The sequence below is a fragment of the Lelliottia sp. CFBP8978 genome (assembly GCF_034046055.2).
In the GTDB taxonomy this organism is placed as follows: domain Bacteria; phylum Pseudomonadota; class Gammaproteobacteria; order Enterobacterales; family Enterobacteriaceae; genus Enterobacter.
The window spans coordinates 1820304-1844103 of record NZ_CM188253.1; the positions used below are offsets into that span (position 1 = coordinate 1820304).

General features: G+C 51.7%; 22 protein-coding genes. 17 read left to right on the top strand and 5 right to left on the bottom strand.

Annotated elements, in window-relative coordinates; translation table 11 throughout:
* The first annotated feature begins 240 nt into the window (after positions 1-240).
* From astC to astE, 5 genes are read left to right on the top strand one after another with little or no spacing between them, the layout of a single operon-like run.
* Positions 241-1461, top strand: coding sequence for a succinylornithine/acetylornithine transaminase (gene astC, locus SOM82_RS08495; protein WP_320459273.1), 1221 nt, complete (start codon positions 241-243; stop codon positions 1459-1461).
* Positions 1458-2492, top strand: a complete 1035-nt coding sequence (gene astA, locus SOM82_RS08500) for an arginine N-succinyltransferase (protein ID WP_154125151.1) — start codon at positions 1458-1460, stop codon at positions 2490-2492. Before astC ends, astA begins: the two co-directional genes overlap by 4 nt.
* On the top strand, positions 2489-3976 hold the full coding sequence (gene astD, locus SOM82_RS08505) for a succinylglutamate-semialdehyde dehydrogenase (protein WP_320459274.1): 1488 nt from the start codon (positions 2489-2491) through the stop codon (positions 3974-3976). The genes astA and astD overlap by 4 nt, the downstream gene beginning before the upstream one ends.
* Complete coding sequence (gene astB / locus SOM82_RS08510; protein ID WP_320459275.1) at positions 3963-5288, top strand: N-succinylarginine dihydrolase; 1326 nt, start codon at positions 3963-3965, stop codon at positions 5286-5288. Before astD ends, astB begins: the two co-directional genes overlap by 14 nt.
* A gap of 9 nt (positions 5289-5297) precedes the next feature.
* Entirely contained in the window at positions 5298-6266 is a 969-nt protein-coding gene (gene astE / locus SOM82_RS08515; protein WP_320459276.1) for a succinylglutamate desuccinylase, read from the top strand.
* A gap of 102 nt (positions 6267-6368) precedes the next feature.
* Here the strand turns inward: astE and SOM82_RS08520 are convergent, their stop codons facing one another.
* Together SOM82_RS08520 and SOM82_RS08525 are read right to left on the bottom strand one after the other, a co-directional pair.
* On the bottom strand, positions 6369-7925 hold the full coding sequence (locus SOM82_RS08520) for a fibronectin type III domain-containing protein (RefSeq protein ID WP_320459277.1): 1557 nt from the start codon (positions 7923-7925) through the stop codon (positions 6369-6371).
* A gap of 186 nt (positions 7926-8111) precedes the next feature.
* On the bottom strand, positions 8112-8486 hold the full coding sequence (locus SOM82_RS08525) for a putative holin (protein ID WP_154125156.1): 375 nt from the start codon (positions 8484-8486) through the stop codon (positions 8112-8114).
* A 490-nt stretch (positions 8487-8976) separates the two neighbouring features.
* Here SOM82_RS08525 and SOM82_RS08530 point away from each other — a divergent pair, with 490 nt between their 5' ends.
* The 3 genes from SOM82_RS08530 to ves all read left to right on the top strand — a co-directional run bounded on the left by SOM82_RS08530 (position 8977) and on the right by ves (position 11814).
* On the top strand, positions 8977-9912 hold the full coding sequence (locus tag SOM82_RS08530; RefSeq protein WP_320459278.1) for a LysR family transcriptional regulator: 936 nt from the start codon (positions 8977-8979) through the stop codon (positions 9910-9912).
* 553 nt (positions 9913-10465) lie between these two features.
* Positions 10466-10957 (top strand): ATP-independent periplasmic protein-refolding chaperone Spy, encoded by a 492-nt coding sequence (spy, locus tag SOM82_RS08535; RefSeq protein WP_154125158.1) that lies wholly within the window; start codon positions 10466-10468, stop codon positions 10955-10957.
* A gap of 299 nt (positions 10958-11256) precedes the next feature.
* Positions 11257-11814, top strand: coding sequence for an environmental stress-induced protein Ves (gene ves, locus SOM82_RS08540; RefSeq protein WP_154125159.1), 558 nt, complete (start codon positions 11257-11259; stop codon positions 11812-11814).
* Here the strand turns inward: ves and cho are convergent.
* Both cho and nadE read right to left on the bottom strand, forming a co-directional pair.
* Positions 11792-12670: an excinuclease Cho gene (gene cho, locus SOM82_RS08545; RefSeq protein ID WP_320459279.1), complete on the bottom strand. Its 879-nt coding sequence runs from the start codon at positions 12668-12670 to the stop codon at positions 11792-11794. The two genes, ves and cho, sit on opposite strands and share 23 nt — an antisense overlap.
* An 84-nt stretch (positions 12671-12754) precedes the next feature.
* Positions 12755-13582, bottom strand: a complete 828-nt coding sequence (gene nadE / locus SOM82_RS08550) for an NAD(+) synthase (RefSeq protein ID WP_320459280.1) — start codon at positions 13580-13582, stop codon at positions 12755-12757.
* A gap of 231 nt (positions 13583-13813) precedes the next feature.
* Between nadE and osmE the strand changes: the two genes are divergently transcribed.
* From osmE to chbG, 7 genes are all read left to right on the top strand, one after another.
* The gene (gene osmE, locus SOM82_RS08555; RefSeq protein ID WP_154125162.1) at positions 13814-14158 is read left to right on the top strand and encodes an osmotically-inducible lipoprotein OsmE; all 345 of its coding nucleotides are present in this window, start codon (positions 13814-13816) and stop codon (positions 14156-14158) included.
* A 260-nt stretch (positions 14159-14418) separates the two neighbouring features.
* Positions 14419-14739 (top strand): PTS N,N'-diacetylchitobiose transporter subunit IIB, encoded by a 321-nt coding sequence (gene chbB / locus SOM82_RS08560; protein WP_154125163.1) that lies wholly within the window; start codon positions 14419-14421, stop codon positions 14737-14739.
* A gap of 81 nt (positions 14740-14820) precedes the next feature.
* Positions 14821-16179, top strand: coding sequence for a PTS N,N'-diacetylchitobiose transporter subunit IIC (gene chbC, locus SOM82_RS08565; protein ID WP_154125164.1), 1359 nt, complete (start codon positions 14821-14823; stop codon positions 16177-16179).
* Between the two features lie 46 nt (positions 16180-16225).
* The gene (gene chbA / locus SOM82_RS08570) at positions 16226-16573 is read left to right on the top strand and encodes a PTS N,N'-diacetylchitobiose transporter subunit IIA (RefSeq protein WP_154125165.1); all 348 of its coding nucleotides are present in this window, start codon (positions 16226-16228) and stop codon (positions 16571-16573) included.
* A gap of 24 nt (positions 16574-16597) precedes the next feature.
* Positions 16598-17419: a transcriptional regulator ChbR gene (gene chbR / locus SOM82_RS08575; RefSeq protein ID WP_320459281.1), complete on the top strand. Its 822-nt coding sequence runs from the start codon at positions 16598-16600 to the stop codon at positions 17417-17419.
* A 115-nt stretch (positions 17420-17534) separates the two neighbouring features.
* On the top strand, positions 17535-18890 hold the full coding sequence (locus SOM82_RS08580) for a 6-phospho-beta-glucosidase (protein WP_154125167.1): 1356 nt from the start codon (positions 17535-17537) through the stop codon (positions 18888-18890).
* A gap of 11 nt (positions 18891-18901) precedes the next feature.
* Positions 18902-19660 carry a chitin disaccharide deacetylase gene (gene chbG, locus SOM82_RS08585; RefSeq protein ID WP_320459282.1) on the top strand — a complete coding sequence of 253 codons (759 nt, stop codon included), beginning with the start codon at positions 18902-18904 and terminating at the stop codon, positions 19658-19660.
* 38 nt (positions 19661-19698) lie between these two features.
* Here the strand turns inward: chbG and katE are convergent, their stop codons facing one another.
* Positions 19699-21960, bottom strand: coding sequence for a catalase HPII (katE, locus tag SOM82_RS08590; RefSeq protein WP_320459283.1), 2262 nt, complete (start codon positions 21958-21960; stop codon positions 19699-19701).
* 219 nt (positions 21961-22179) lie between these two features.
* Here katE and cedA point away from each other — a divergent pair, with 219 nt between their 5' ends.
* Positions 22180-22419 (top strand): cell division activator CedA, encoded by a 240-nt coding sequence (gene cedA, locus SOM82_RS08595; RefSeq protein ID WP_501083559.1) that lies wholly within the window; start codon positions 22180-22182, stop codon positions 22417-22419.
* 822 nt (positions 22420-23241) lie between these two features.
* Complete coding sequence (locus tag SOM82_RS08600; RefSeq protein WP_320459285.1) at positions 23242-23796, top strand: fimbrial protein; 555 nt, start codon at positions 23242-23244, stop codon at positions 23794-23796.
* The last annotated feature ends 4 nt before the right edge of the window (positions 23797-23800 follow it).

Below are 23800 nucleotides of genomic sequence, written 5' to 3' on the forward strand. Positions count from 1 at the left end.
TTTGCTTGTGAATAATATTTCTTAGTTTCGTCCCGCAAACCGCCGCTTATCGTAAAAATATTCACTTTTTATGCACTAACAGTGAATATCTCCATATTGTAACTTGTTGATATTCTGTCACCTCATCCCGTTTATGCATTTTTATCGCTGGCTGGCACGAACTCTGCAATCTACATTCACAGTGCAAACACTCAATTATTTAACATATAAACAACTTTTTATTTACCGGATGAGGTCGCTATGTCTCTGTCAATTACGCGTGAAAATTTTGATGAATGGATGATGCCGGTTTACGCGCCGGCGGCTTTTATTCCGGTACGGGGAGAAGGTTCGCGCCTGTGGGATCAGCAGGGAAAAGAGTACGTTGATTTTGCCGGCGGTATCGCGGTGAATGCGCTGGGGCATGCCCATCCGGCGCTGCGTCAGGCACTGAACGATCAGGCGGCGAAGTTCTGGCATACCGGCAACGGCTATACCAACGAGCCCGCGCTGCGACTGGCTAAAAAGCTGATTGATGCGACCTTTGCCGAGAAAGTCTTCTTCTGTAACTCGGGGGCCGAGGCCAACGAAGCGGCGCTGAAGCTGGCGCGTAAATATGCCCACGATCGTTTCGGCGCGCAAAAGAGCGGGATCGTGGCGTTTAAAAATGCATTTCATGGCCGCACGCTGTTTACCGTCAGTGCTGGCGGCCAACCGGCCTATTCACAAGATTTTGCGCCGTTACCGCCGGAGATTCGTCATGCGGTCTATAACGACCTCGATTCGGCGCGCGAACTGATCAATGACACCACCTGCGCGGTGATTGTGGAACCGATGCAGGGCGAGGGCGGTGTCGTGCCGGCAGATAAAGCTTTCCTGCAAGGATTACGTGAGCTGTGCGATCAACACCATGCGCTGCTGATTTTTGATGAAGTGCAGACCGGAGTGGGCCGCACCGGCGAGCTTTACGCCTATATGCACTACGGCGTGACGCCAGATGTGTTGTCGACGGCAAAAGCGTTGGGCGGCGGGTTCCCGGTGGGGGCGATCCTCACCACAAATGAATGCGCCAGCGTGATGGTCGTGGGGACGCACGGCACCACCTACGGCGGCAACCCGCTGGCATCGGCCGTGGCCGGGCAGGTGCTGGACATCATTAATACACCGGACGTGCTGAACGGTGTGAAGCAGCGTCACGACTGGTTTGTTGAGCGCCTGAGTGCGATTAACAGCAAAGTGGGCATGTTCAAAGAAATTCGCGGTCTGGGGCTGTTAATTGGCTGCGAACTCACGGCTGAATTTGCCGGAAAAGCTAAACTTATTTCACAGGAAGCGGCCAAAGCGGGCGTGATGGTGCTGATTGCCGGTGCCAATGTGGTGCGATTTGCCCCGGCGCTGATCGTCAGCGAAGAGGAGATCACCACCGGCTTAGACCGCTTCGCGTTAGCCTGTGAACGCGTGAAGTCAGGGGTGTCATCATGATGGTCATCCGTCCCGTTGAGCGCGGCGATCTCGCCGGGCTCATGCAGCTTGCCGGTAAGACGGGAGGCGGGCTGACCTCGCTTCCCGCCGATGAAAAAACGCTGTCGGCGCGTATTGAGCGTGCCCTGCAAACCTGGCAAGGGACGGTGCCGGAAAGCGAACAGGGATATGTCTTTGTTCTGGAAGAGACTGACACAGGAACCGTCGCCGGGATCTGCGCTATCGAAGTCGCCGTCGGCCTCAATGAACCCTGGTACAACTATCGCGTGGGGACGCTGGTTCACGCCTCGAAAGAGCTGAACATCTATAACGCGCTGCCGACGCTCTCGCTCAGTAACGATCACACCGGCAGCAGCGAGCTTTGCACGCTGTTCCTCGATCCTGACTGGCGTAAAGAGGGCAACGGGTATCTGCTTTCCAAATCACGTTTCCTGTTTATGGCCGCGTTCCGCGATCGCTTTAATGAAAAAGTGGTGGCGGAAATGCGCGGCGTCATTGATGAGACGGGCTACTCCCCGTTCTGGGAAAGCCTCGGCGAGCGCTTTTTCTCAATGGAGTTTAGCCGCGCAGACTATTTGTGCGGTACAGGGCAGAAAGCCTTTATCGCCGAGCTAATGCCAAAACACCCCATTTATACCCATTTTCTCAGCCCTGAAGCGCAGGCGGTGATAGGTGAAGTTCACCCGCAGACCGCACCGGCCCGCGCGGTGCTGGAAAAAGAGGGATTCCGCTACCGTAACTATGTCGATATTTTTGACGGCGGCCCGACGCTGGAGTGCGATGTCGATCGCGTGCGGGCGATCCGTAAAAGCCGTCTGGTGACGGTGGTTGAAGGCCAACCAGCGCCAGGTGAATGGCCGGCCTGTCTGGTCGCCAACGAACAATATGACCACTTTCGCGCCACGCTGATTCGCGCGAACCCGAAATGTGAGCGTCTGGTGCTGACGGCAGCACAACTGGATGCCCTGAAATGTAATGCAGGCGACACGGTGCGTCTGGTGCGACTCTGCCCCGAGGAGAAAACAGCATGACTTTATGGATCAATGGCGACTGGGTAACGGGCGAAGGCGAACGACGCGTGAAGACCAATCCGGTAGGAAAAGAGGCGCTGTGGCAGGGGCATGATGCCAGCTCGCTGCAGGTTGAGCAGGCAGGCAAAGCCGCGCGAAACGCCTTTCCGGCCTGGGCGAAGCAGCCTTTTACGGTGCGTCAGGCGATAGTCGAAAAATTTGCGGCATTACTTGAAGCCAACAAAACGGAGTTGACCACGATAATTGCCCGCGAAACCGGCAAGCCGCGCTGGGAGGCAACGACAGAAATTACGGCGATGATCAACAAAGTCGCGATTTCGGTGAAAGCGTATCACACCCGCACGGGCGAACAGCATACCGACATGGCGGATGGCTCGGCGACCCTGCGCCATCGTCCACACGGCGTGCTGGCGGTATTTGGTCCGTACAACTTCCCCGGCCATTTGCCGAACGGCCACATTGTACCGGCGCTGCTGGCGGGCAATACCGTGATTTTCAAACCCAGCGAGCTGACGCCGTGGAGCGGTGAAGCGGTGGTTAAGCTGTGGGAGCAGGCCGGTTTACCGCCTGGCGTGCTGAATATGGTGCAGGGCGGTCGGGAAACCGGTCAGGCTCTGAGCGCCTTAAGCGATCTCGACGGTCTGCTGTTTACCGGCAGCGCGGGCACGGGCTATCAGCTGCATCGTCAGCTGGCCGGTCATCCGGAAAAAATTCTTGCCCTTGAGATGGGCGGTAATAACCCGCTGATTGTGGAAGATCCTGATGATATCGACGCGGCAGTGCATCTGGCGATTCAGTCGGCGTTCGTGACCGCCGGGCAACGCTGCACCTGCGCGCGTCGTCTGCTGGTTAAACGCGGCGCGCAGGGCGATGCCTTTTTGGCCCGGCTGATTGAAGTCAGCGCGCGTCTGGTTCCCGGGGCGTGGGACGCGGACCCGCAGCCGTTTATCGGCGGCTTGATCTCGGAACAGGCCGCTCAAAACGTGATTAACGCCTGGCGCGAGCATCTTGCGCGCGGTGCAACCACGCTGCTGGAGCCGAAACTGCTGCAGCCGGGGACGTCACTGCTGTCGCCGGGAATTATCGACATGAGCGGGGCCAGCGACACGCCGGATGAAGAGACCTTCGGGCCGCTGCTGTGTGTCTGGCGTTACGATGATTTTGACAGCGCGATTACCATGGCGAACAACACCCGATACGGGCTGTCGAGCGGGCTGATCTCTGCGGATCGCGAAAAGTTCGAACAGTTATTGATTGAAGCGCGTGCCGGTATTGTTAACTGGAATAAACCCCTGACCGGAGCGGCAAGTACCGCGCCGTTTGGCGGTGTGGGCGCCTCCGGCAACCACCGCGCCAGCGCGTGGTACGCGGCGGATTACTGCGCATGGCCAATGGCAAGTCTGGAAACACCCGCGCTGACGCTGCCGGAAACGCTGAATCCAGGCCTGGATTTTACGCAGGGGAGTCGCCATGAAAGCGCGTGAAGTGAACTTTGACGGGCTGGTGGGGCTGACTCACCACTATGCCGGGCTGTCGTTTGGCAATGAGGCGTCGACTAAGCACCGTTTCCAGGTGTCAAATCCTAAGCTTGCGGCGCAGCAGGGGCTGAAAAAGATGAAGGCGCTGGCGGATGCCGGTTTTCCGCAGGCGGTTATCCCGCCGCAGGAGCGTCCAAACGTGGCGGTATTGCGCCAGCTGGGTTTTAGCGGCAGCGATGAGCAGGTGGTGGAAAAGGCCGGGACTCAGGTCCCGCATTTGCTCTCGGCGGCAAGTTCTGCCTCTTCGATGTGGGTCGCCAATGCGGCCACCGTTGCGCCATCGGCCGATACGCTGGACGGCAAAGTCCACCTGACCGTGGCGAATCTGAATAATAAATTTCATCGCGCGACGGAGGCGGTGACTACCGAGCGCGTCCTGCGCGCCATTTTTAGTGATGCAGAACGGTTTAGCGTGCATGAGGCGCTGCCGCAGGTCGCGATGTTTGGCGATGAAGGCGCAGCCAACCATAACCGTCTGGGGGGCGATTACGGAGACCCCGCCACGCAACTCTTTATTTATGGCCGCGATGAAGGTGGCCATGCCGCCCCGGCGCGCTATCCGGCGCGTCAAACGCTGGCGGCCAGCCAGGCGGTGGCCCGTCTGAATCAGGTTAATCCGGGGCAGGCGATCTTTGCCCAGCAAAATCCGCACGTCATCGATCAGGGTGTGTTTCATAACGACGTGATTGCGGTATCGAATCGCCAGGTGCTGTTCTGCCATGAGCAGGCTTTTGCCAGACAGGACGCGCTGCTCGCCACGCTTCATGAACGTGTACCGGGGTTTACGCCGGTGCAGGTGCCGACCGACGCCGTCAGCGTGCAGGATGCGGTCGAAACCTATCTGTTTAACAGCCAGTTACTTAGTCGTGACGATGGCAGCATGCTGCTGGTTCTGCCGCAGGAGTCGCGTAATCACCCGGGCGTATGGCGTTATCTGAACGAGCTGGTGGCGGGCGATAATCCCATCAGTGAACTGCGCGTGTTTGATCTGCGCGAAAGCATGGCGAACGGTGGCGGACCGGCGTGTTTGCGCCTGCGGGTGGTACTCACCCCGCAAGAGATGCAGGCGGTGAACCCGGCGGTGATGATGAATGATACGCTCTTTACGACCCTGAATGACTGGGTTGAGCGCTACTATCGCGACCGTCTGACCCAGGCCGATCTGGTTGACCCGCAGCTGCTGCGCGAAGGGCGCGAGGCGCTGGATGCACTGACGACAATCCTGCAGCTGGGTTCGGTTTATCCGTTCCAGCGCTAAGGAGAGGGGATGGAGAATTTACTGGCGCTCACGCTGGCGGATGAAATGCCTGCGAAAAGAGAAGGCGCGGGAAAAACGTTTCACTGGGAGTGGCTGGGGCGGGGGCTGCTTGCGCTCACCCCCTTCGACAAGGTCGAGCGTTCACTGCTGCTCTCCGCAGGCCTGCACGGCAACGAAACTGCGCCGGTGGAGATGGTGGATCAGCTGCTTGGCGCGTTGTTTCGCGAAGATATCCCGCTGCGCTGTCGTCTACTGGTGGTGCTGGGCAATCCCGCGGCGCTGGCGGAAAACAAACGTTATCTGGTGAGTGATATTAACCGGATGTTTGGCGGGCGCAGGTCTCAGTTTCCACCGAGCGCAGAGACCAAACGTGCGCAGGAGCTGGAAAAGGTGGTGAGCGCGTTTTTTGCCGCGGCGGGAGAGGAGCGCTGGCATCTGGATCTACACACCGCTATTCGGGCGTCGTACCACGTTCGCTTTGGCGTTATGCCGCAGCGTAGCGAGCCCTGGGATGAGCGCTTTCTGTCGTGGCTCGGCGATGCCGGACTGGAGGCGCTGGTGTTTCATCAGTCGCCGGGCGGCACGTTTACGCATTTTACCTGCGAGCATTTTGGTGCGCTGGCCTGCACTCTGGAGCTGGGCAAAGCCCTGCCGTTTGGCCAAAACGACCTGACTCGTTTTGCCACAACGCAGAAAGCGCTGCGGGCATTGCTGGCCGCAACGCCCCCCGTACACCGTTCTGAGCCCGTTGAGCGCTATCGCGTTGTGCAACAAATCACCCGTCGCAGCGACGCATTCTTACTGCATATGGCGGGGCATACGCTTAACTTTACCCCTTTTCGCCAGGGCGTGTTGTTGGCGGAAGATGGTGAAGAACGCTATGAGGTGCAGAAAAAAACCGAGTATGTGTTATTTCCGAATCCGTCCGTCGCATTGGGACTGCGGGCCGGACTGATGCTTGAGAAAATAACCAGCTAAAAAGGACCGTCTTGTTTCAGACGTGCTGATAAGGACAAAAATGGCCGCAATTTGCCTGTTGCGGCCATGTATCACCCTAAATGGGCAGATCACAGTAAAGCGTTATGAATGACTGTGCTGATACTCCGCAATAATGACACTATAAGCCCAGTCGAACATCGTGTAGTCGCGGTTTTCACTCCAGCCTGACAACATCCCCAGATTGACCTGCTTCGCGTAATCCAGAAGTTGTGACTGGTTTTGCGTGGTGAAGGTCTGACCCTGAACATCATTATCACCGAACATAGGCGTCGCCCCCATACGGCGCCATGCCTGCTCAGGCGTGAATTCTGGCCAGGCGGTAACGATCTGATTATTCAGAGCATCAAGCGCATATTTCACACACGTAAACATATCTGCGGGTGAATCATAGCCAAAGTCCATCGTCATGCCATTAATCATGGAAGGCCGAATAGCGGCATTAGCCAGCATCGTAATGAAATCGACACCGTAGGAACTCAGCCCCTGACTGGCTGGATTATTTTGACCATCAACCGGCAGCGTGTAGGAGACCTGGAGAGTTGGGTTGGCGCGCATCACAGCTTCAATAACTATCGCGTGACGAGTCATCACATCTTTTTTCGCCAGTACTTCGCCTTCAAAGTCGAAATCAATATATTTCAGCGCATAGTTATTAATAATCTGCTGATACCAGTCGATCAGCGTATTCGTGTCTTTCACCGCTTCTTCGAGTGGCATACCGGCTGAACCGCCAAACGAGATGGCGATATCCCCTCCGGCGTCCCGCAACGCCGCAATATCATCTTTAGCCAGGCTGCCGGTACGAGCATCATAGGCTACATCGCTCTGGCCACCCCATGACGGCATCAGCGAACCATCCAGACTGTTCGTGCCAGTGACAATAAATGCCAGGGTATAATTCTTGATGCCAGAGGCCTCATAACAGATACCGGCAGTCAGCTGAGGATATGCCATGTAATCGATATAGGGGGCAACAGAGAAATTATATTCACCGGGATCGGGAACGGGCGTTTTCGTCTCGAAGGAGACCGGGGCGCTTTTGGCGGATGTATTTCCGGCGATATCCACTGCGCTGATCGTTACCGTATAAGGTGTCTTTTCATTTAATCCGGTAATATTTGCGCTATTAGTATCCACGGAGAGCTGATAAACAGAAGCGCCATCAGAGTATTCAACGCAATAGCTGACAACAATAAGATTGTCGGTCGATGGTTGCCAGTTAAGCGATGCGGTTTTTGCCCCTGCAGCGCTGACCACCACATCCTGAGGGACGGACGGCGCTTCAGAGTCTGCTGGTGCATCGGCTGATGTGCCGTTGACACTAAATCCGGACGGCAATGGGCCTATCACGCTGCCACCATTAATTCCGATCGCAAAGCTGACCGAGCCCTGGTTAGCCGGGATAGTTTTAGTGTCGGTCAATTTACCCGTAACCGTGTTACCGGTGACGTGAAATTCAAAATTCATATTCTCGCTGGGCGTTTGACCCTCTGCCAGGATAAACGTAATCTCAGGGTCGACAATATCTTCAGTCGTCATATTATAAAGTGTAATAATACAGTTATCATAATAGGGTTCCGGGGTGGTACCTGATTCCCATTTAGCATAGGCAATCACACTTTGGGTGGTATCTTTCATAGTAGGTTCCTTATTTATTATCGGACGGTTGTTATTTAGCTGTGGCTTCTCCCCGCTGAGTTAATCATTTCTCGCTGGGGTGTATTCAGATTACGGGTGTTTTTTATCCGGTTTTATTATTTCAAGAAAAATTTGTTTCTCTTTTTGGCTCAAAACAATCGGGTGAGTCTGGCGATGAAGAAATCATTACTTCTTCAGATTTTTAGTTAAGCGTGCCAGAAATGATTTTTCTTTACGGTGTCGACGGTTTAAATACGTCAAAAGACGTACTGAGATAACCGCTGATACCGTCGCCCCAACGGGTTGCGGGACGGTTATTTTAAGGCCGGTATACTGTGAGATGAAGTGAGATAAAACGGCTGCCGCAAAGTCTGAAGAGGTAATGCCAATAATCATTGATGACACAAAAAGCGCGACAGCACTCCAGTGGGAATGCTTCTTATCGGTAACGCTAAAAATGATGCTTCCGGCGAATGCTGCAATGAATACCCATGGGTTTAACGGTGATGTTGTCAATAATGACACACATCGCATCATTATTTTCATTTGTGAAGTCTCCATATCAACTCTCCTGTTCAGTCATCATCAATAAACAATCTATTGATGGTGGCGACTCATCAAAACAAGCATGAAACCATTCTTTTTCGGCTATGCGGTTTAGTGAGTGCCTTAAAATAATATTTAATCTGTATAAATTATGTGGTTATTGTTGCAAGTGTGTAACAATGGATTTCTCATGCTGTTTGCCAGCATTAAACTAGTTGTGTTTCTTTTATTCAAAAATGAGTTTAATCAAGGGGTTGAATAAATAATTTTCAAGGAAATTATTTTCATATTCATTACTATTATTTAATAATAAGCAGAGGGAGGGCGTTTCTTTCTGGTGGCCGATTGCATGCCTGTGAAATTAAGTTACCATAACTAATATGAATCAGAAGACAGTGAAAATAACGTCATCAGGGTTTGATTGTAAATGTATAAACTTGTTATCGAAAAGCTTGTGTCTTTCCTGATTTGAAAGAATTATTTCCCTTATTGATAAACATTTTTATTGAGTGGTGCTGTAGTTATTACTGTCGGCGGCAACAAAATCGTTGCGTATAAAATTAACAAGCTTTTCACGAGGTTTGCTATGGGGATATTTTTGTCGAAGAAGATGCGTTACTTCATGGTTATCATGAGAAACAAGAATTTTGGCAAGGCTGCGGAGGAGTTGTGTATCACGAGGTCACCCCTCAGTAAGGCGTTAACCGAGCTGGAGATGTCGCTAGGCGGAAAGTTATTTAGCAGAAGGCATAATGACCTGGAACCCACCCAGCTTGCATGGGACTGTTACAATAGCTGCTTGCCGGCCTATCAAAATCTTTTGGCATTTGAGGAGAGTTTGAGAAAAAACACCCATGATACTCAAATGAACATTTATGTTGATATTTCAGTACCGCCATTACTTGCTCAGCACCTGCAAAGTGTTTTTCAGTCTGAAAATCTCAAGTTCGGCATAAAAAGAACGCACCTTACAAACGAAGAGTTTTATGCACTAAAATACCAGAGTAACAGCATCGTGCTGGCATTCAGATCCATGGATCCTGAATTGTCATTCCAGTGTGATTCCTGGCATGGTTGCCATCACGTTATCCTTCGTAGCAGTACTGCCGAACATAGCAGCAAGAATAACAAATTTTTTGTCTGGAAAGATCAGCATACGCAACGCTATAAAACAAGAATTAAAAATATCCTGGGTCCCAGGGAGGGCGAGCCTGAATTTATTGAGCATAACCATAATCTGTTCACGTTGTTATCGTTTATTCGTGCGGGAAAAGGTGTCTGTATTTCCTCAGAGAAAATGGCAAGGCTATTCCGTCTTGAAGGAATAGATATTGAGCAAGTTGAGACATCTTATATCCGCTGTTTTATTTATCATAATGCAGATGCCAGGCTTTTGAGTTCGATAAAGCGTTTTAAGGAACTGCTGGGGGAGTTTATATGAAGTTCACTGACGTGGCTGCGCTTGTGATGAATAACCACCGCGCCTTTTCTCTGGTCTAAGACGCAGCGGATAAAATCGTTTATGGATCTGCTGGTCACGACACGCCAACGCCTTTTAGTTTCCATCGCCAGGTTCAGGTGCAGGTCCATACGTCCTCTATAGAAGAGAGCCAAAAATGGTATCTGCTTTGAGAAGGGGTAATTCAGCACATAAAAAAGACCCGGGAGGTAATGAAAGCTCAGGGTATCTTCGAACGGGGATTGGGAGAGGTATGATGATACGTGTTTTTTACAGACTATTCCTGGCTAACTGCTTTATTATTAGTCTGCACTTTGTTATACTTCTTAAAAATCCTCTTTAAATCATGTCGTTGTATATTTTAGTTTCAACTCTCCATGCTTTATCCTTAATTTCTCCACATTTGGCGATAAATTGTTTTTTACACTTTCATTGTTTTACTGTTGCTCTGACTAATTGACGTTAAACCCCGTAAAGTTAATCTCGTCAACACGGCATAGCGCCGAAGAATAACTGAAAGTAAGGACAAAATATTATGCGTAAATTAACTGCACTGTTTGTTGCTTCTACCCTGGCTCTGGGCGCTACCAGCATGGCGTTCGCCGCCGATACCGCGACCACGACTGCCGCGCCTGCTGATGGCAAAATGATGATGCATCATAAAGGTAAGCCGGGTCCGCATCATGACATGATGTTTAAAGATCTGAATCTGACCGATGCGCAGAAACAGCAGGTTCGCGAGATCATGAAAAGCCAGCGCGACCAGATGAAACGTCCGCCGGTAGAAGAACGCCGCGCGATGCATGACATTATCGCCAGCGACAGTTTCGATAAGGCGAAAGCCGAAGCACAGATCGACAAAATGGCCGAGCAGCACAAAGCGGGTATGCTGGCACGCATGGAGACTCAGAATAAGATCTACAACATTCTGACTCCGGAACAGAAAAAACAGTTTAATGCTAATTTTGAGAAGCGTCTGACAGAACGTCCGGCGCCAGAAGGTAAAATGGCCCCCTCTGCTGAATAATTAGCATACCTGATATAAGACCGCCGGAAGCCTGTTCACATAAGCGCAATCGCTGTGGACAGGTCCGGCGGTTTTTTCTTTCATACCCTCTTGTCTCCCGCTCCGGGCACGGTATTCTCCTGTAGTCGGTTCTGCGAATGTTCAAAAGAGTCAGGGCGTTACTGTTTTTTTCATCGCCATACTAAGGCCCCCTCGCATTGCTGCCGATAATACGTCTGTGATTACCCAACGATAACAATCAAGACAGCGACAATCCTCAACGGGTCGCCAGGCGCTTGTTGTGCCTTTCAGGAGTGGTGATGGAGTTCTTTGATATCCGCAAAATGCCGGTCAATCTCTGGCGAAATGGCGCTGGCGAGACGCGCGAGATTTGCTGTTTTCCTTCTGCGACGCGCGATTTTCACTGGCGTGCAAGTATTGCTTCTATTGCCGGTAACGGCGAATTCTCGCTTTTCCCGGGCGTGGATCGGGTGATTACACTGCTGGAAGGCAGTGAAGTGACGCTGGATGCCGGCCAAATGTTTTGCCATACCCTGATGCGCCATCAGCCATTCAGTTTTGCAGGCGAGCACCCTGTAAAAGCCAGGCTCAACGAAGGGCAGATGTCGATGGATTTTAATATCATGACAAAGCGCGAATATTGTCAGGCCAAAGTACGTGTCGCCGATCGTACCTTTACGACCTTTGCATCACGCGGTGGGGTGGCGTTTGTCTTAAGCGGCGCCTGGCAGTTTGGCGACAAATTGCTGACCGCCGATCAGGGCGCAAGCTGGCAGGATGGGACGCACACCCTGCGTTTGCTGGAAGCGGAAGGCGCGCTGTTGTTCAGCGAGATCATGTGGTTGCCTGGCCATTAAGCGCGATGATTTCGTAATCGCCACTCAACAGCAGTTTGCACAGGATTTTGTAGCCGTCTTGATCGAAACCGGCGGGCGTTCGCAGCAGCGCTGCCGCATCGGTTAAGCTTTCAACGGCGCCGAGCCACAGCCAGTTATTAATGATGTGATAATGCGTCAGTTCAGTGCTGGTCTCTTTCAACGCCACGGCACCTTCCCAGGGCCAGCAGGTAACACTCAATGCGGCCAGCGCCTGCTTTAATCTTACCTCATGATCTTCCAGACTCTCTTTACCGCAGCAGGCTCCGGCACAGCGCTTTAGCGCGGAGCGGAAACAGGCGCGCCCGCGGCTGACAGGCTCCAGTCCTAACACACCATAACAAAGCCGCTGTTCATCGGCGATGGTCTGCAGAGTCTGTAACGCCGCGCGGCGATGAGCAAACAAGCCGTATAAATTCGGCGTATGCGAGAAATCGACCTCGCGGGCGTAAACCACCTGTGGCTTGCCTGCGGTAAGTTGCAGCGAGCACAGCTGACGATTACGTCGCAAACGCTTATTGAAAAGGGGCTGCTGCTCTTTTATCAGCCGGGCTTCCAGCAGCAGCGCGCCCAGCTCCCCGGCGGTTTGCGTCCAGGTGATACGGCGCGACTGGCGCAGCATGGCGGCTTCATCCGGCGTGCGCAAATGGGATAACACCCGGCTGCGAATATTGACGCTTTTGCCAATGTAGAGCGGCATCGCTTCGCTCTCGCCATGAAAGAAATAGACGCCTGGCTGCTTAGGTAAGGCTTCAAGCCACGGGCGAAGATGTTCGGGATATTCGTAGATGGCCGCCGCTTCAAATTCAAGACGCGGGGCAGATTGACGCCTGCTCACAAAAGACTCCGTATACTGTTCAGCTATACAGTGTAGCAGGTTGATTATGGTTAAAAAAGAGGCGGCCTTGCCGCCTCGTACAGATTAACGTTTCCAGAAGTCGTCGAACACGGTGATCGGCGGGCGACGTTTATGTTCTGTTTTCAGATACCAGCCTTCAATGATGCGCGAGATGCTGTCATCCAGCGTTTTCCCTTCAAGGTAATCATCAATATTCTCGTAAGTGACGCCCAGAGCGGCTTCATCCGGCAGTGAAGGGCGATCGTCTTCCAGATCGGCTGTTGGCGCTTTCTTATACAGATGCTCCGGACAGCCTAGCGCCGCAAGCAGCTGTTTACCCTGGCGCTTATTCAGACGGAAAAGCGGATTGATATCCGTGCCGCCATCGCCATATTTGGTGAAGAACCCGGTGACGGCTTCTGCCGCGTGGTCGGTACCGACCACCACGCCTTTGGTCATTCCGGCGATACTGTACTGGGCTTTCATCCGCTCGCGCGCTTTTTCATTCCCGCGCACGAAATCGCTCAACTCAATGCCTGCCTCGCGCAACGCCTGCTCGCTGGCCAATACGGCGCCTTTGATGTTCACCGTCAGCACGCGATCCGGCTGAATAAAGGCGATAGCATCCTGACAATCCTGTTCATCCGCCTGTACGCCATAAGGAAGGCGAACCGCGATAAATTGCAGCGTCTCGTCACCGGTTTCCTGGCGCAGTTCAGCGATGGCTTGCTGGCACAATTTACCGGCCAGCGTGGAGTCCTGGCCCCCGCTGATGCCTAACACCAAAGACTTCAGAAACGGGTGAGTGTGTAGATAGGATTTTAAAAAATCGACGCTGCGGCGAATCTCTTTGTGGGCATCGACTGCAGGCGCCACGCCGAGTGCCTGAATAATCTCTTGTTGCAGAGCCATTACGCCCTCCATTAGCAAAAGGAAGCTGATTGAGTTATCTGTTAAAACTAACTCTTTGGGCGTAAAACGACAAGGATCACAGTTTCGAGTGAGGCAATTTGCTGCAATTTAGTAGGTTATCGTTGTTTTATTGGAATTTTCCTAAAAACATCCCGCTTCGTATCCAAAGTTGAAGAATATGACTTTTTATTCCATGCTTAGATAACACGCTGATAAACAAGAGGACGGAATATGAACAAGAATGTAGCGGGAATTCTAAGCGCAGCGGCGGTACTGACTATGCTGGCGGGATGTACAGCTTACGATCGTACAACAGATCAATTTACACAGCCGGTCGTTAAAGATGTGAAAAAAGGCATGAGCCGTGCGCAAGTTGCGCAGGTAGCAGGGAAACCTTCTTCTGAGGTGACCATGATTCATGCGCGTGGGACCTGTCAGACCTACATTCTGGGTCAACGGGATGGTAAAGCAGAAACCTACTTTGTCGCTCTTGACGATACCGGACACGTGATTAATTCCGGTTACCAGACCTGTGCTGAGTACGATACCGACCCACAGGCACCGAAAGCAAAATAAGCTGCTCGCCTGAGCAAGTGACCAAACCGGCCAATGCGCCGGTTTTTTTGTGCCTGTGATTATCTTATTTATTTGCGCGAATTATTTGCCTAAAATGTGAAGGCAGTCAAAACGACAGGTCAAGGAGAGACAATTGTGATACCTCGCGAATTATCCCCTCCCGGAGCCATGCCGTATACTCCATTCAATGACAAACAATAGCCACACCCACTAACAGACTGAAGGGCGATAGCGGGTGGTCATACATGAGGGAAGTTGCTATGGAAAAGAAACATATCTATCTGTTCTGCTCTGCGGGCATGTCAACGTCGTTACTGGTTTCCAAAATGCGTGCGCAGGCTGAAAAGTACGAAGTCCCTGTGGTTATTGAAGCGTTTCCTGAAACGCTGGCAGGCGAGAAAGGCCCGGCTGCGGATGTCGTGTTACTGGGTCCACAAATCGCGTACATGCTGCCAGAGATTCAGCGTTTACTGCCGAATAAACCTGTAGAAGTGATCGATTCTGCGCTGTACGGCAAAATTGATGGTTTGGGTGTCCTTAAAGCAGCAGTCGCTTCAATTAAAAAAGCTGCCGCTAATTAAAATATTTATTTTTCCCGTCAAAGAGTTATTTCACACACTTACGCCGCAATATTTCGTTGCGGCATTTAAGGGTCATTTCCTATGAGTAGAGTCATCAATTCACTTGAAAAGGTACTCCTTCCTTTTGCTGTTAAAATAGGAAAACAGCCGCATGTTAATGCCATTAAAAACGGTTTTATTAAATTAATGCCGTTGACACTGGCTGGGGCAATGTTCGTTTTAATCAACAACGTTTTTCTGAGTTTCGGTGATGGTTCATTTTTCTATTCATTGGGTATTCGCTTAGACGCTTCTACCATTGAAACCCTCAATGGCTTTAAAGCCATCGGCGGCAACGTATACAACGGTACGTTGGGTATTATGTCGCTGATGGCGCCTTTCTTTATCGGAATGGCACTGGCTGAAGAGCGAAAAGTTGATCCCCTGGCCGCCGGTCTATTATCGGTTGCCGCTTTTATGACGGTGACACCTTATAGCGTGGGCGAAGCTTACGCAGTAGGAGCGAACTGGCTGGGTGGCGCAAATATTATTTCCGGTATTGTTATCGGACTGGTCGTTGCGGAATTGTTCACCTTTATTGTTCGTCGTAACTGGGTTATCCGTTTACCGGATAGCGTGCCGGAGTCGGTGTCGCGTTCGTTTTCTGCGTTAATCCCTGGATTTATTATCCTTTCCATTATGGGGATTATCGCCTGGGCACTGTCACACTGGGGCACTAACTTCCATCAGATCATTATGGACACTATTTCTACGCCGCTGGCGTCGATGGGTGGCGTGGTAGGTTGGGCGTATGTGATTTTCACCTCGCTGCTGTGGTTCTTCGGTGTTCACGGTTCGCTGGCGCTGGCCGCGCTGGACAGCGGTATTATGACGCCATGGGCGCTGGAAAACGTCCAGCTGTATCAGCAGTATGGTTCGGTTGATGCGGCGCTGGCGGCAGGTAAAACCTTCCACGTGTGGGCGAAGCCGATGCTCGACTCGTACATCTTCCTGGGCGGTACCGGGGCGACGCTGGGTCTGATCATTGCCATCTTTATTACCTCTCGCCGTGCTGACCATCGTCAGGTTGCCAAGCTGGCGCTGCCGTCAGGTATTTTCCAGATTAACGAGCCGATTCTGTTTGGTCTGCCGATCATCATGAACCCGGTACTGTTTATCCCGTTCATTGTGATTCAGCCGCTGCTGGCCGCGATTACCCTGACGGCGTATTACTTAGGGATTATCCCGCCGATCACTAATATCGCGCCGTGGACGATGCCGGCCGGTCTGGGAGCCTTCTTCAACACCAACGGTAGCGTGGCAGCCTTCCTGCTGGCGATATTCAACTTAGGTATTGCAACCCTGCTGTATATGCCGTTCGTGGCTATCGCGAACAAGGCACAGACCACCATTGATGAAGAAGAGAGCGAAGAAGAGATCGCCCTTGCACTGAAATTCTAAGATAAGCTGGCGCGGGGAAACCCGCGCCTGTAAAAGGAGACGTAAGATGTTTGATTTGGATACCATCGTGGCAGAAGAAGCGCTCGAAAACGATCTGGAAGAAGTGGTGATGGGGCTTATCATTAACTCCGGACAAGCGCGTAGTCTGGCGTACGCCGCTCTTAAACAGGCCAAGCAGGGCGATTTTGCTGCTGCAAAACGCATGATGGATCAATCGCGCACGGCGCTGAATGAGGCACACCTGGTACAAACTAAGCTTATCGAAGGCGACCAGGGTGAAGGTAAGATGAAAGTCAGCCTGGTATTGGTCCACGCCCAGGATCATTTGATGACGTCGATGCTGGCGCGCGAGTTGGTCGCAGAGCTTATCGAGCTTCACGAGAAAATGCACTAAGTCAGGCCGCAGGAGGTAAACACGATGGAAATTAAAACCGCACTTGAGCAGCAACTGTTTAACGGCAAGAATTTTCACGTGGTTATCTACAACAAAACGGAAAGCGTGAGCGGCTTGCACCAGCATGATTACTACGAGTTCACGATTGTTCTGACCGGTCGCTACTATCAGGAGATCAACGGGAAAAGAGTGTTGCTGGAACGCGGCGACTTTGTCTTTCTGCCCATGGGATCGTACCACCAGAGCTTTTATGAATTTGGTGCCACGCGCATTCTCAACGTCGGCGTGAGCAGGCGTTTCTTCGAAAAGCACTACTTACCGCTGGTGCCCTTTTGCTTTGTGGCGTCGCAGGTGTATCGCATCAAGAATGAGTTCCTGACCTGGATCGAAACGGTTATTGCCTCACTCAATTTTCGCGACAGCGAGTTTGATGAGTTTATTGAAACGGTCACCTTTTATGTGATGAACCGCCTGCGCCATCATCGCGATGAGCAGCAGGTGATGGATGATATTCCGCAATGGCTGCGTACGACCGTGGAATTAATGCATGATAAACATCAGTTTGGCGATAATGCGCTGGAAAATATGATCGCGCTGTCGGGGAAATCGCAGGAATATCTTACCCGAGCCACTCAGCGTTATTATCAAAAAACACCGGTGCAAATCATTAACGGTATCCGCATTAATTTCGCTAAAAAACAGCTGGAAATCACTAACTATTCGGTCACCGATATTGCCTACGAGTCGGGATACAGTAGTCCAAGCCTGTTTATTAAAACATTTAAAAAATTCACTTCATTTACGCCAAATAGCTACCGTAAGAATTTGACGGTAATGAATAATTAATTGATTCGCGGCGAGTTAACTCGCCAGAAATATTGACTTAAACGCTTGCCCATAATAGCGGGAATGCCACGCTATACTTTGCAGGCGGTTAACCTGATACGCTAAGGGAGATATTATGCAAAAGAAATTAAAAGTCGTAACGATTGGCGGCGGCAGCAGCTATACCCCGGAATTGCTCGAAGGTTTTCTGAAACGTTATCATGAACTGCCGGTCAGCGAATTATGGCTGGTGGATGTGGAAGAAGGGCAGGAGAAACTCGATATTATTTTCGAGCTGTGTCAGCGGATGGTGAAAAAAGCGGGTGTGCCGTTAACCGTACATAAAACGCTGGATCGCCGTCAGGCGCTGAAAGATGCCGATTTTGTCACTACTCAGCTGCGCGTCGGGCAACTTAAAGCGCGTGAACTGGATGAGCGCATCCCGCTAAGCCACGGCTATCTGGGTCAGGAGACCAATGGCGCTGGCGGATTGTTCAAGGGGTTGCGTACCATTCCGGTGATTTTTGACATCATCAAAGATGTTGAGGAGATCTGCCCGCAGGCCTGGGTGATTAACTTCACCAACCCGGCCGGCATGGTGACAGAGGCCGTTTATCGTCATACCGGATTCAAGCGCTTTATTGGGGTTTGTAATATTCCAATTGGCATGAAAATGTTTATCCGCGATGTGCTGGCATTGTCCGACAGCGACGATCTCTCTATCGACCTGTTTGGCCTGAACCACATGGTCTTTATCAAAGATGTGCTGGTCAATGGCGAATCACGTTTTGCGGAACTGCTGGATGGCGTGGCCTCCGGTCGTCTGACCGCCGCATCGGTGAAAAACATCTTCGATCTGCCGTTCAGCGAAGGGCTGATTCGTTCCCTGAATCTTCTGCCATGTTCTTATTTGCTTTACTACTTCAAGCAGAAAGAGATGCTGGCTATTGAAATGGGTGAGTACTACAAAGGCGGCGCCCGTGCGCAAGTAGTGCAAAAAGTTGAAAAACAGCTCTTTGATTTGTATAAAGATCCGAACCTTAACGTTAAGCCGAAAGAGCTTGAGCAGCGCGGCGGGGCATACTATTCCGATGCTGCATGTGAGGTGATCAACGCTATCTACAATGACAAACAAGCTGAGCATTATGTGAATGTGCCGCATCATGGTCACATCGATAACATCCCGGCAGACTGGGCGGTTGAAATGACCTGTATTCTCGGGCGTGACGGTGCGCAACCCCACCCGCGTATCACTCATTTCGATGAGAAAGTGATGGGGCTTATCCATACCATTAAAGGATTTGAAGTGGCGGCAAGCCAGGCGGCGCTGAGCGGTGAGTTGAACGACGTGCTGTTGGCACTCAACCTTAGCCCGCTGGTGCATTCCGATCGCGACGCCGAAGTGCTGGCGAAAGAGATGATCCTGGCTCATGAAAAATGGTTGCCTCATTTTGCGGCGACGGCTGAGAAACTCAAACGCGAGCATCGCTGAGAGGGACAGAAATGGAAAAACTGCTGATCGTGAATGCCGATGATTTTGGCCTGTCGAAAGGGCAAAATTACGGCATTGTGGAAGCCTGCCGTCGTGGCGTGGTGACATCGACAACCGCGCTGGTTAATGGGGATGCGGTGGAGCATGCCGCCGCTTTAAGCCGCGACCTGCCAGAGCTCGGCGTGGGAATGCACTTTGTGTTAACCCTCGGAATGCCGCTCTCTCCTATGCCAGGGCTGACGCGAGACGGGCAACTGGGTAAGTGGATCTGGCAGATGGCGGAGCAGGATGCGCTGCCGCTTGAAGAGATTGCGCGCGAGCTGGACTGTCAGTTTAACCGTTTTGTCGACATTTTTGGACGCGAACCGACGCACCTTGACAGCCATCATCACGTCCATATGATCCCGGCGATTTTCCTGCTGGTGGCCGAGTTTGCGGCACGTAAAGGGGCAGGGATGCGCGTGGACCGACAGGTGCAAGCCGCACACGAACTGACCCTGAGTTCTGCCCCGACAACGCAGGGATTCAGTAGTGAATTCTATGGAGACGAGATCAGCGAAGCGCTGTTTTTACAGGTGCTCGATGAGTCGGCGCAGCGCGGAGAGCGTTCGCTGGAAGTGATGGCTCACCCGGCATTCGTCGACAACACGGTACGTAAAAGCGCGTATTGTTGGCCGCGGCTGGCAGAGCTGGATGTACTGACGTCTCCCTCGCTCAAATATGCGATTGCCGAGCGCGGTTATCGGTTGGGAAGGTTCAACGATTTGTGATGTGAAAGATCGCCGGGAAGGATTTCCCGGCGATCGTTTTACGCCGGAATACTGGCGATTTTACTGCTTCTTGACCACACCCGGTGGGCAGCAAGCAGATCGAACAGCTGATTCATAAACTTACTGTTAGCCGCATCGCCTTCCACAATCCCTTCTTCGCCTTTATCGGCCACTTTCAGCAGCGATTTGAACTGGCGGGCGTCTCCTGCTAATGCGACAGGTTTCAGATGCTTGTAGGCCTCAAGCAGGTAATAGGCGGCATCGCCATTCCCCAGCAGACTCTTGATGTCACCGCAGGGCACAATCACCGCGTCTACGGTCAGAGACGGAGCCCCGGCAAACGTCCCCGCAACCGGCAGCGTGGAGCCGTCATCCGTCGTGACTTCCCCCATCCGGGAGTAAAGCAGTTTTGCGTGAACCCCTTTCGCTTTCAGCGCTTTCAGGATCGCCAGCACATCGCTGGAGCGGGTGTTATCGTTCAGAAGCACCGCCACCACACGCCCTTTAATCGACCCGCCGGGCACGGCATACAGGCTGAGTGAAGCGTCTTTTTTCAGTCCATTGACCTCTTTCGGCGGTGCGATATTGCGCTGCTCGTCAGTCAGGGTGATACCCAAATTATCCGCAACGCTTTGGGCCAGCTGGATATCAATATGTGCCAGCTGATCGACAACCCGTTCACGAATATAGGTTCTCACGACTTTGCTCAACTCAAAGCTGAAAGCGCCAATAATATGCTGCTGCTCGACTGGCGTTTGGCTCAGCCAGAACAGACGTGGATGCGCATAATATTCACCAAATGATGGGCTGCGCTCGCGGATTTTGGTCCCTTCCACACGCTCCTGATAAGACTCAAATCCGCCACGCTTTGGCCCTGGCGGGGTTTCGCGCGGCCAGTTATCGTTGATCGAATTCGGCTCATAATTGGCCGGATTGGTGTCGATATCCTGGCGATGCATCCCGTCGCGCTGGAAATTATGGTACGGGCAGGTCGGGCGATTAATCGGAATTTCGTGGAAGTTGGGACCGCCGAGGCGACTGATTTGCGTATCGGTATAAGAGAACAGCCGTCCCTGCAGCAGCGGATCATTGGTGAAATCCAGCCCGGGTACGATATGGCCGGGATGGAACGCCACCTGTTCATTTTCGGCAAAGAAGTTATCCGGATTACGGTTGAGCACCATTTTGCCAACCAGTTGCACCGGAACCAGCTCTTCAGGGATGAGTTTGGTCGGGTCCAGCAGGTCGAAGTCAAATTTGAATTCGTCCTCTTCCGGGATCAGCTGTAGCCCCAGCTCATATTCCGGGAAATCACCCGCCTCAATGGATTCCCACAGTTCGCGACGGTGGAAGTCGGGGTCGCGACCAGTCAGTTTTTGCGCTTCATCCCATACCATTGACGCTTTCCCTGCGACCGGCTTCCAGTGGAAGCGCACAAATGTCGCTTTTCCGTCGGCGTTGATCAGGCGGAAGGTATGAATGCCGAACCCCTCCATCGTGCGCAGACTGCGCGGTATTCCGCGGTCGGACATGGCCCATATCACGTTATGCAGCGTTTCGGGCTGCAGCGAGACATAGTCCCAGAAGGTATCGTGGGCGCTTTGCCCCTGCGGAATAGCCCAGTGCGGTTCCGGTTTGACCGCATGGACAAAGTCAGGAAACTTATGCGCGTCCTGAATAAAGAACACCGGCGTGTTATTGCCGACGAGATCAAAAATGCCTTCCTCGGTGTAAAATTTGGTCGCAAAACCACGAATATCGCGCACCGTGTCGGCCGAACCCGCGCCACCCTGAACGGTAGAGAAGCGCACAAATACTGGCGTGATCTTATCGGGATCGGAAAGAAAATCAGCCTTCGTGATGTCGCTTAAACTTTTGTACGGCTGAAAATAGCCATGGGCTGCTGAGCCTCGGGCGTGAACGATGCGCTCAGGGATACGCTCGTGATCAAAGTGGGTGATCTTTTCTCGCAGAATGAAATCTTCCAGCAGCGTCGGGCCGCGGTTACCTGCGCGAAGCGAATTCTGGTCATCGGCGATGCGCACCCCTTGATTAGTGGTGAGCGCAAAATCTTCGCTGCCCTTGCGAAAAGCGTCCAGCGACTTCAGCTTTTCATTTCCGGTATCGGGCGATTTAAGACTGCCAGGCGCGGTCGGTTGCTCGCCGGGGGCCGACGGGGCAGCCGCAGGACGATGAGAGCCGTCTTCGGGGGCCAGTGAATCCATACCAGGTTTTGATTCTTCGTCGCCATGAATCGGCGACTGATGGTGGTTGTCGGGTTTATCTTTTTGATGCGACATTGCACGCGTCTCCAGTTTTCATTGCCAGAACAGGATGGTTAGGGTTAAAAGCCCCATTAACTATAGAACATTGTCATTTTGTGGCTGAAAACTGAGAGTTTTCGGTCTGTCGACGAAAGGGCCGGGGTTTATCGCATCCTGAGCGCGACGCGTGGGGCAGGGATCGGCTATCATAGGAATTTCCTGTTTCCAGAATTTGCCTTAGTGAACCAGTCGCTTATGAAACCATTTCGTCAACAAAACCGTCCTGTCATTAGCTACGTGCCTCGCGTGGAACCCGCGCCGCCCGACCACGCCCTGAAAGTGGACGGCTTTCGCGATGTCTGGCAGTTACGTGGAAAATACGTGGCGTTTGTTTTGATAGGAGAACATTTCCGCCGCTCTCCGGTTTTTAGTGTTCCGGAATCCGCTCAGCGCTGGGCGGCGCAAATCCGACAGGATGAAGATATTCAGGATTAATGCAATCAAGACAGGCACGGGGAGAGGTCAGGCCGTAAGGCGCGAATGGCGTCATTAGCATTATTTCTGTGCCTGTTTGCGTAACGCATTCACTAAGGTGATGTGATGATGGCCATTTATGCTGCATCTATTAACACTACCCGATGCAGTTGCTGTTTTACACCGTAGAGAGGTGATTGCAGTGGGTTTCTCTGCGCACAACGATTATGCCTTTTCAAATTTGCGTGAGCGGATATTGTGGTCGTGAATCATTTACTCTTCTTATCATTTACATGATCACCGTTTTCCAAAAATACAGGGATAACGTTTGCTATTATTAATCTGTAAAATAAAACGCGTATATTTAAACGCCAGTAATTTATGTTTATTACCCCTCTGTGTCATTGCTGCTGATGATACCTGTGCCTGTAGTCGCTAAAATACCTCTGTTAAAATAAATAATATGAATTGCAATCATTTACGTTTTCGTAAGCGTTAATTTATTGTGTTTTATTTGGAGGGTGAATGTTTCTCGAAGATGTTTTTTATTGGAAAACATTTTTTTAACCAATTGTTTTGGATTGATATTCTACTTTTTAATACATGACAGAGCGTGAATTTATTGTGCTCCCGACATGCGGTCTAAAATGAGACGATCGCGATGCTGTGTAAGGTTGTCAACCGCGATATTCTACTAATAAGAAAAGGGAGGTCTCATTCATTCCCTTGCTTAAAGTAGCATACTTAGCATATGCAGTTATCACCAAGGACATATAAATCTCAAATTCTATTAACATGGTGTTGATAGGGTTTGAGATTTATTCTAACAAAAAGGGATATAAAATGAGCAAAATGTTTTTTAAAAAAATGGCGCTTGCATCTTTAGTGGCAGCAAGTGCAATGGCTTCTTCTATGGCTAACGCTGATGATAACCCCAATCTGAAGCCACTGACCATTAGCGGCAATATTACCGCTGATGCATGCCAGGTTATGTTAAATAGAAACACATTGGATCTGGGCACACTTCTGGTTTCCGATATCAAAACGTCCGATCAGGCTCCGTGGTCAACCGGTGTTCGTACTTTGCAGATTGTCATTGCTAGTGATGGTAGTGGTGAATGCACGGTTCCAAACGCTGAAGTTAATGTATTGGGCGTGGGCGCCGCGGGCGATTCCACTATTCTCGCTAACACCGCATCGGAAAGCCCGGCTGGCAACGTGGGTGTGGCAGTGTGGAACAACGATGACGGCGCGCAGGTTGCGGTGAACGGCGATGCCGTGAAATTCTCAGGTTCGATGGCTAAATTAGACTTCGGATTAGCGAAAGCGGATTCCGCAGCCGCTGTGACACCAGGCAATGTCAGCACCACCGCACAGATCAAAGTGACTTTCCTCTAACAAC

Excerpts from the sequence above, each read along its gene's own strand:
- astD (WP_320459274.1), top strand. The coding sequence starts at position 2,489 with ATGACTTTATGGATCAATGGCGACTGGGTAACGGGCGAAGGCGAACGA.
- astC (WP_320459273.1), top strand. The coding sequence starts at position 241 with ATGTCTCTGTCAATTACGCGTGAAAATTTTGATGAATGGATGATGCCG.
- chbB (WP_154125163.1), top strand. The coding sequence starts at position 14,419 with ATGGAAAAGAAACATATCTATCTGTTCTGCTCTGCGGGCATGTCAACG.
- SOM82_RS08525 (WP_154125156.1), bottom strand. The coding sequence starts at position 8,486 with ATGGAGACTTCACAAATGAAAATAATGATGCGATGTGTGTCATTATTG.
- SOM82_RS08580 (WP_154125167.1), top strand. The coding sequence starts at position 17,535 with ATGCAAAAGAAATTAAAAGTCGTAACGATTGGCGGCGGCAGCAGCTAT.
- spy (WP_154125158.1), top strand. The coding sequence starts at position 10,466 with ATGCGTAAATTAACTGCACTGTTTGTTGCTTCTACCCTGGCTCTGGGC.
- astA (WP_154125151.1), top strand. The coding sequence starts at position 1,458 with ATGATGGTCATCCGTCCCGTTGAGCGCGGCGATCTCGCCGGGCTCATG.
- astB (WP_320459275.1), top strand. The coding sequence starts at position 3,963 with ATGAAAGCGCGTGAAGTGAACTTTGACGGGCTGGTGGGGCTGACTCAC.
- astE (WP_320459276.1), top strand. The coding sequence starts at position 5,298 with ATGGAGAATTTACTGGCGCTCACGCTGGCGGATGAAATGCCTGCGAAA.
- osmE (WP_154125162.1), top strand. The coding sequence starts at position 13,814 with ATGAACAAGAATGTAGCGGGAATTCTAAGCGCAGCGGCGGTACTGACT.
- SOM82_RS08600 (WP_320459285.1), top strand. The coding sequence starts at position 23,242 with ATGAGCAAAATGTTTTTTAAAAAAATGGCGCTTGCATCTTTAGTGGCA.
- chbC (WP_154125164.1), top strand. The coding sequence starts at position 14,821 with ATGAGTAGAGTCATCAATTCACTTGAAAAGGTACTCCTTCCTTTTGCT.
- cedA (WP_501083559.1), top strand. The coding sequence starts at position 22,180 with ATGAAACCATTTCGTCAACAAAACCGTCCTGTCATTAGCTACGTGCCT.
- katE (WP_320459283.1), bottom strand. The coding sequence starts at position 21,960 with ATGTCGCATCAAAAAGATAAACCCGACAACCACCATCAGTCGCCGATT.
- SOM82_RS08520 (WP_320459277.1), bottom strand. The coding sequence starts at position 7,925 with ATGAAAGATACCACCCAAAGTGTGATTGCCTATGCTAAATGGGAATCA.
- chbA (WP_154125165.1), top strand. The coding sequence starts at position 16,226 with ATGTTTGATTTGGATACCATCGTGGCAGAAGAAGCGCTCGAAAACGAT.
- chbG (WP_320459282.1), top strand. The coding sequence starts at position 18,902 with ATGGAAAAACTGCTGATCGTGAATGCCGATGATTTTGGCCTGTCGAAA.
- ves (WP_154125159.1), top strand. The coding sequence starts at position 11,257 with ATGGAGTTCTTTGATATCCGCAAAATGCCGGTCAATCTCTGGCGAAAT.
- nadE (WP_320459280.1), bottom strand. The coding sequence starts at position 13,582 with ATGGCTCTGCAACAAGAGATTATTCAGGCACTCGGCGTGGCGCCTGCA.
- chbR (WP_320459281.1), top strand. The coding sequence starts at position 16,598 with ATGGAAATTAAAACCGCACTTGAGCAGCAACTGTTTAACGGCAAGAAT.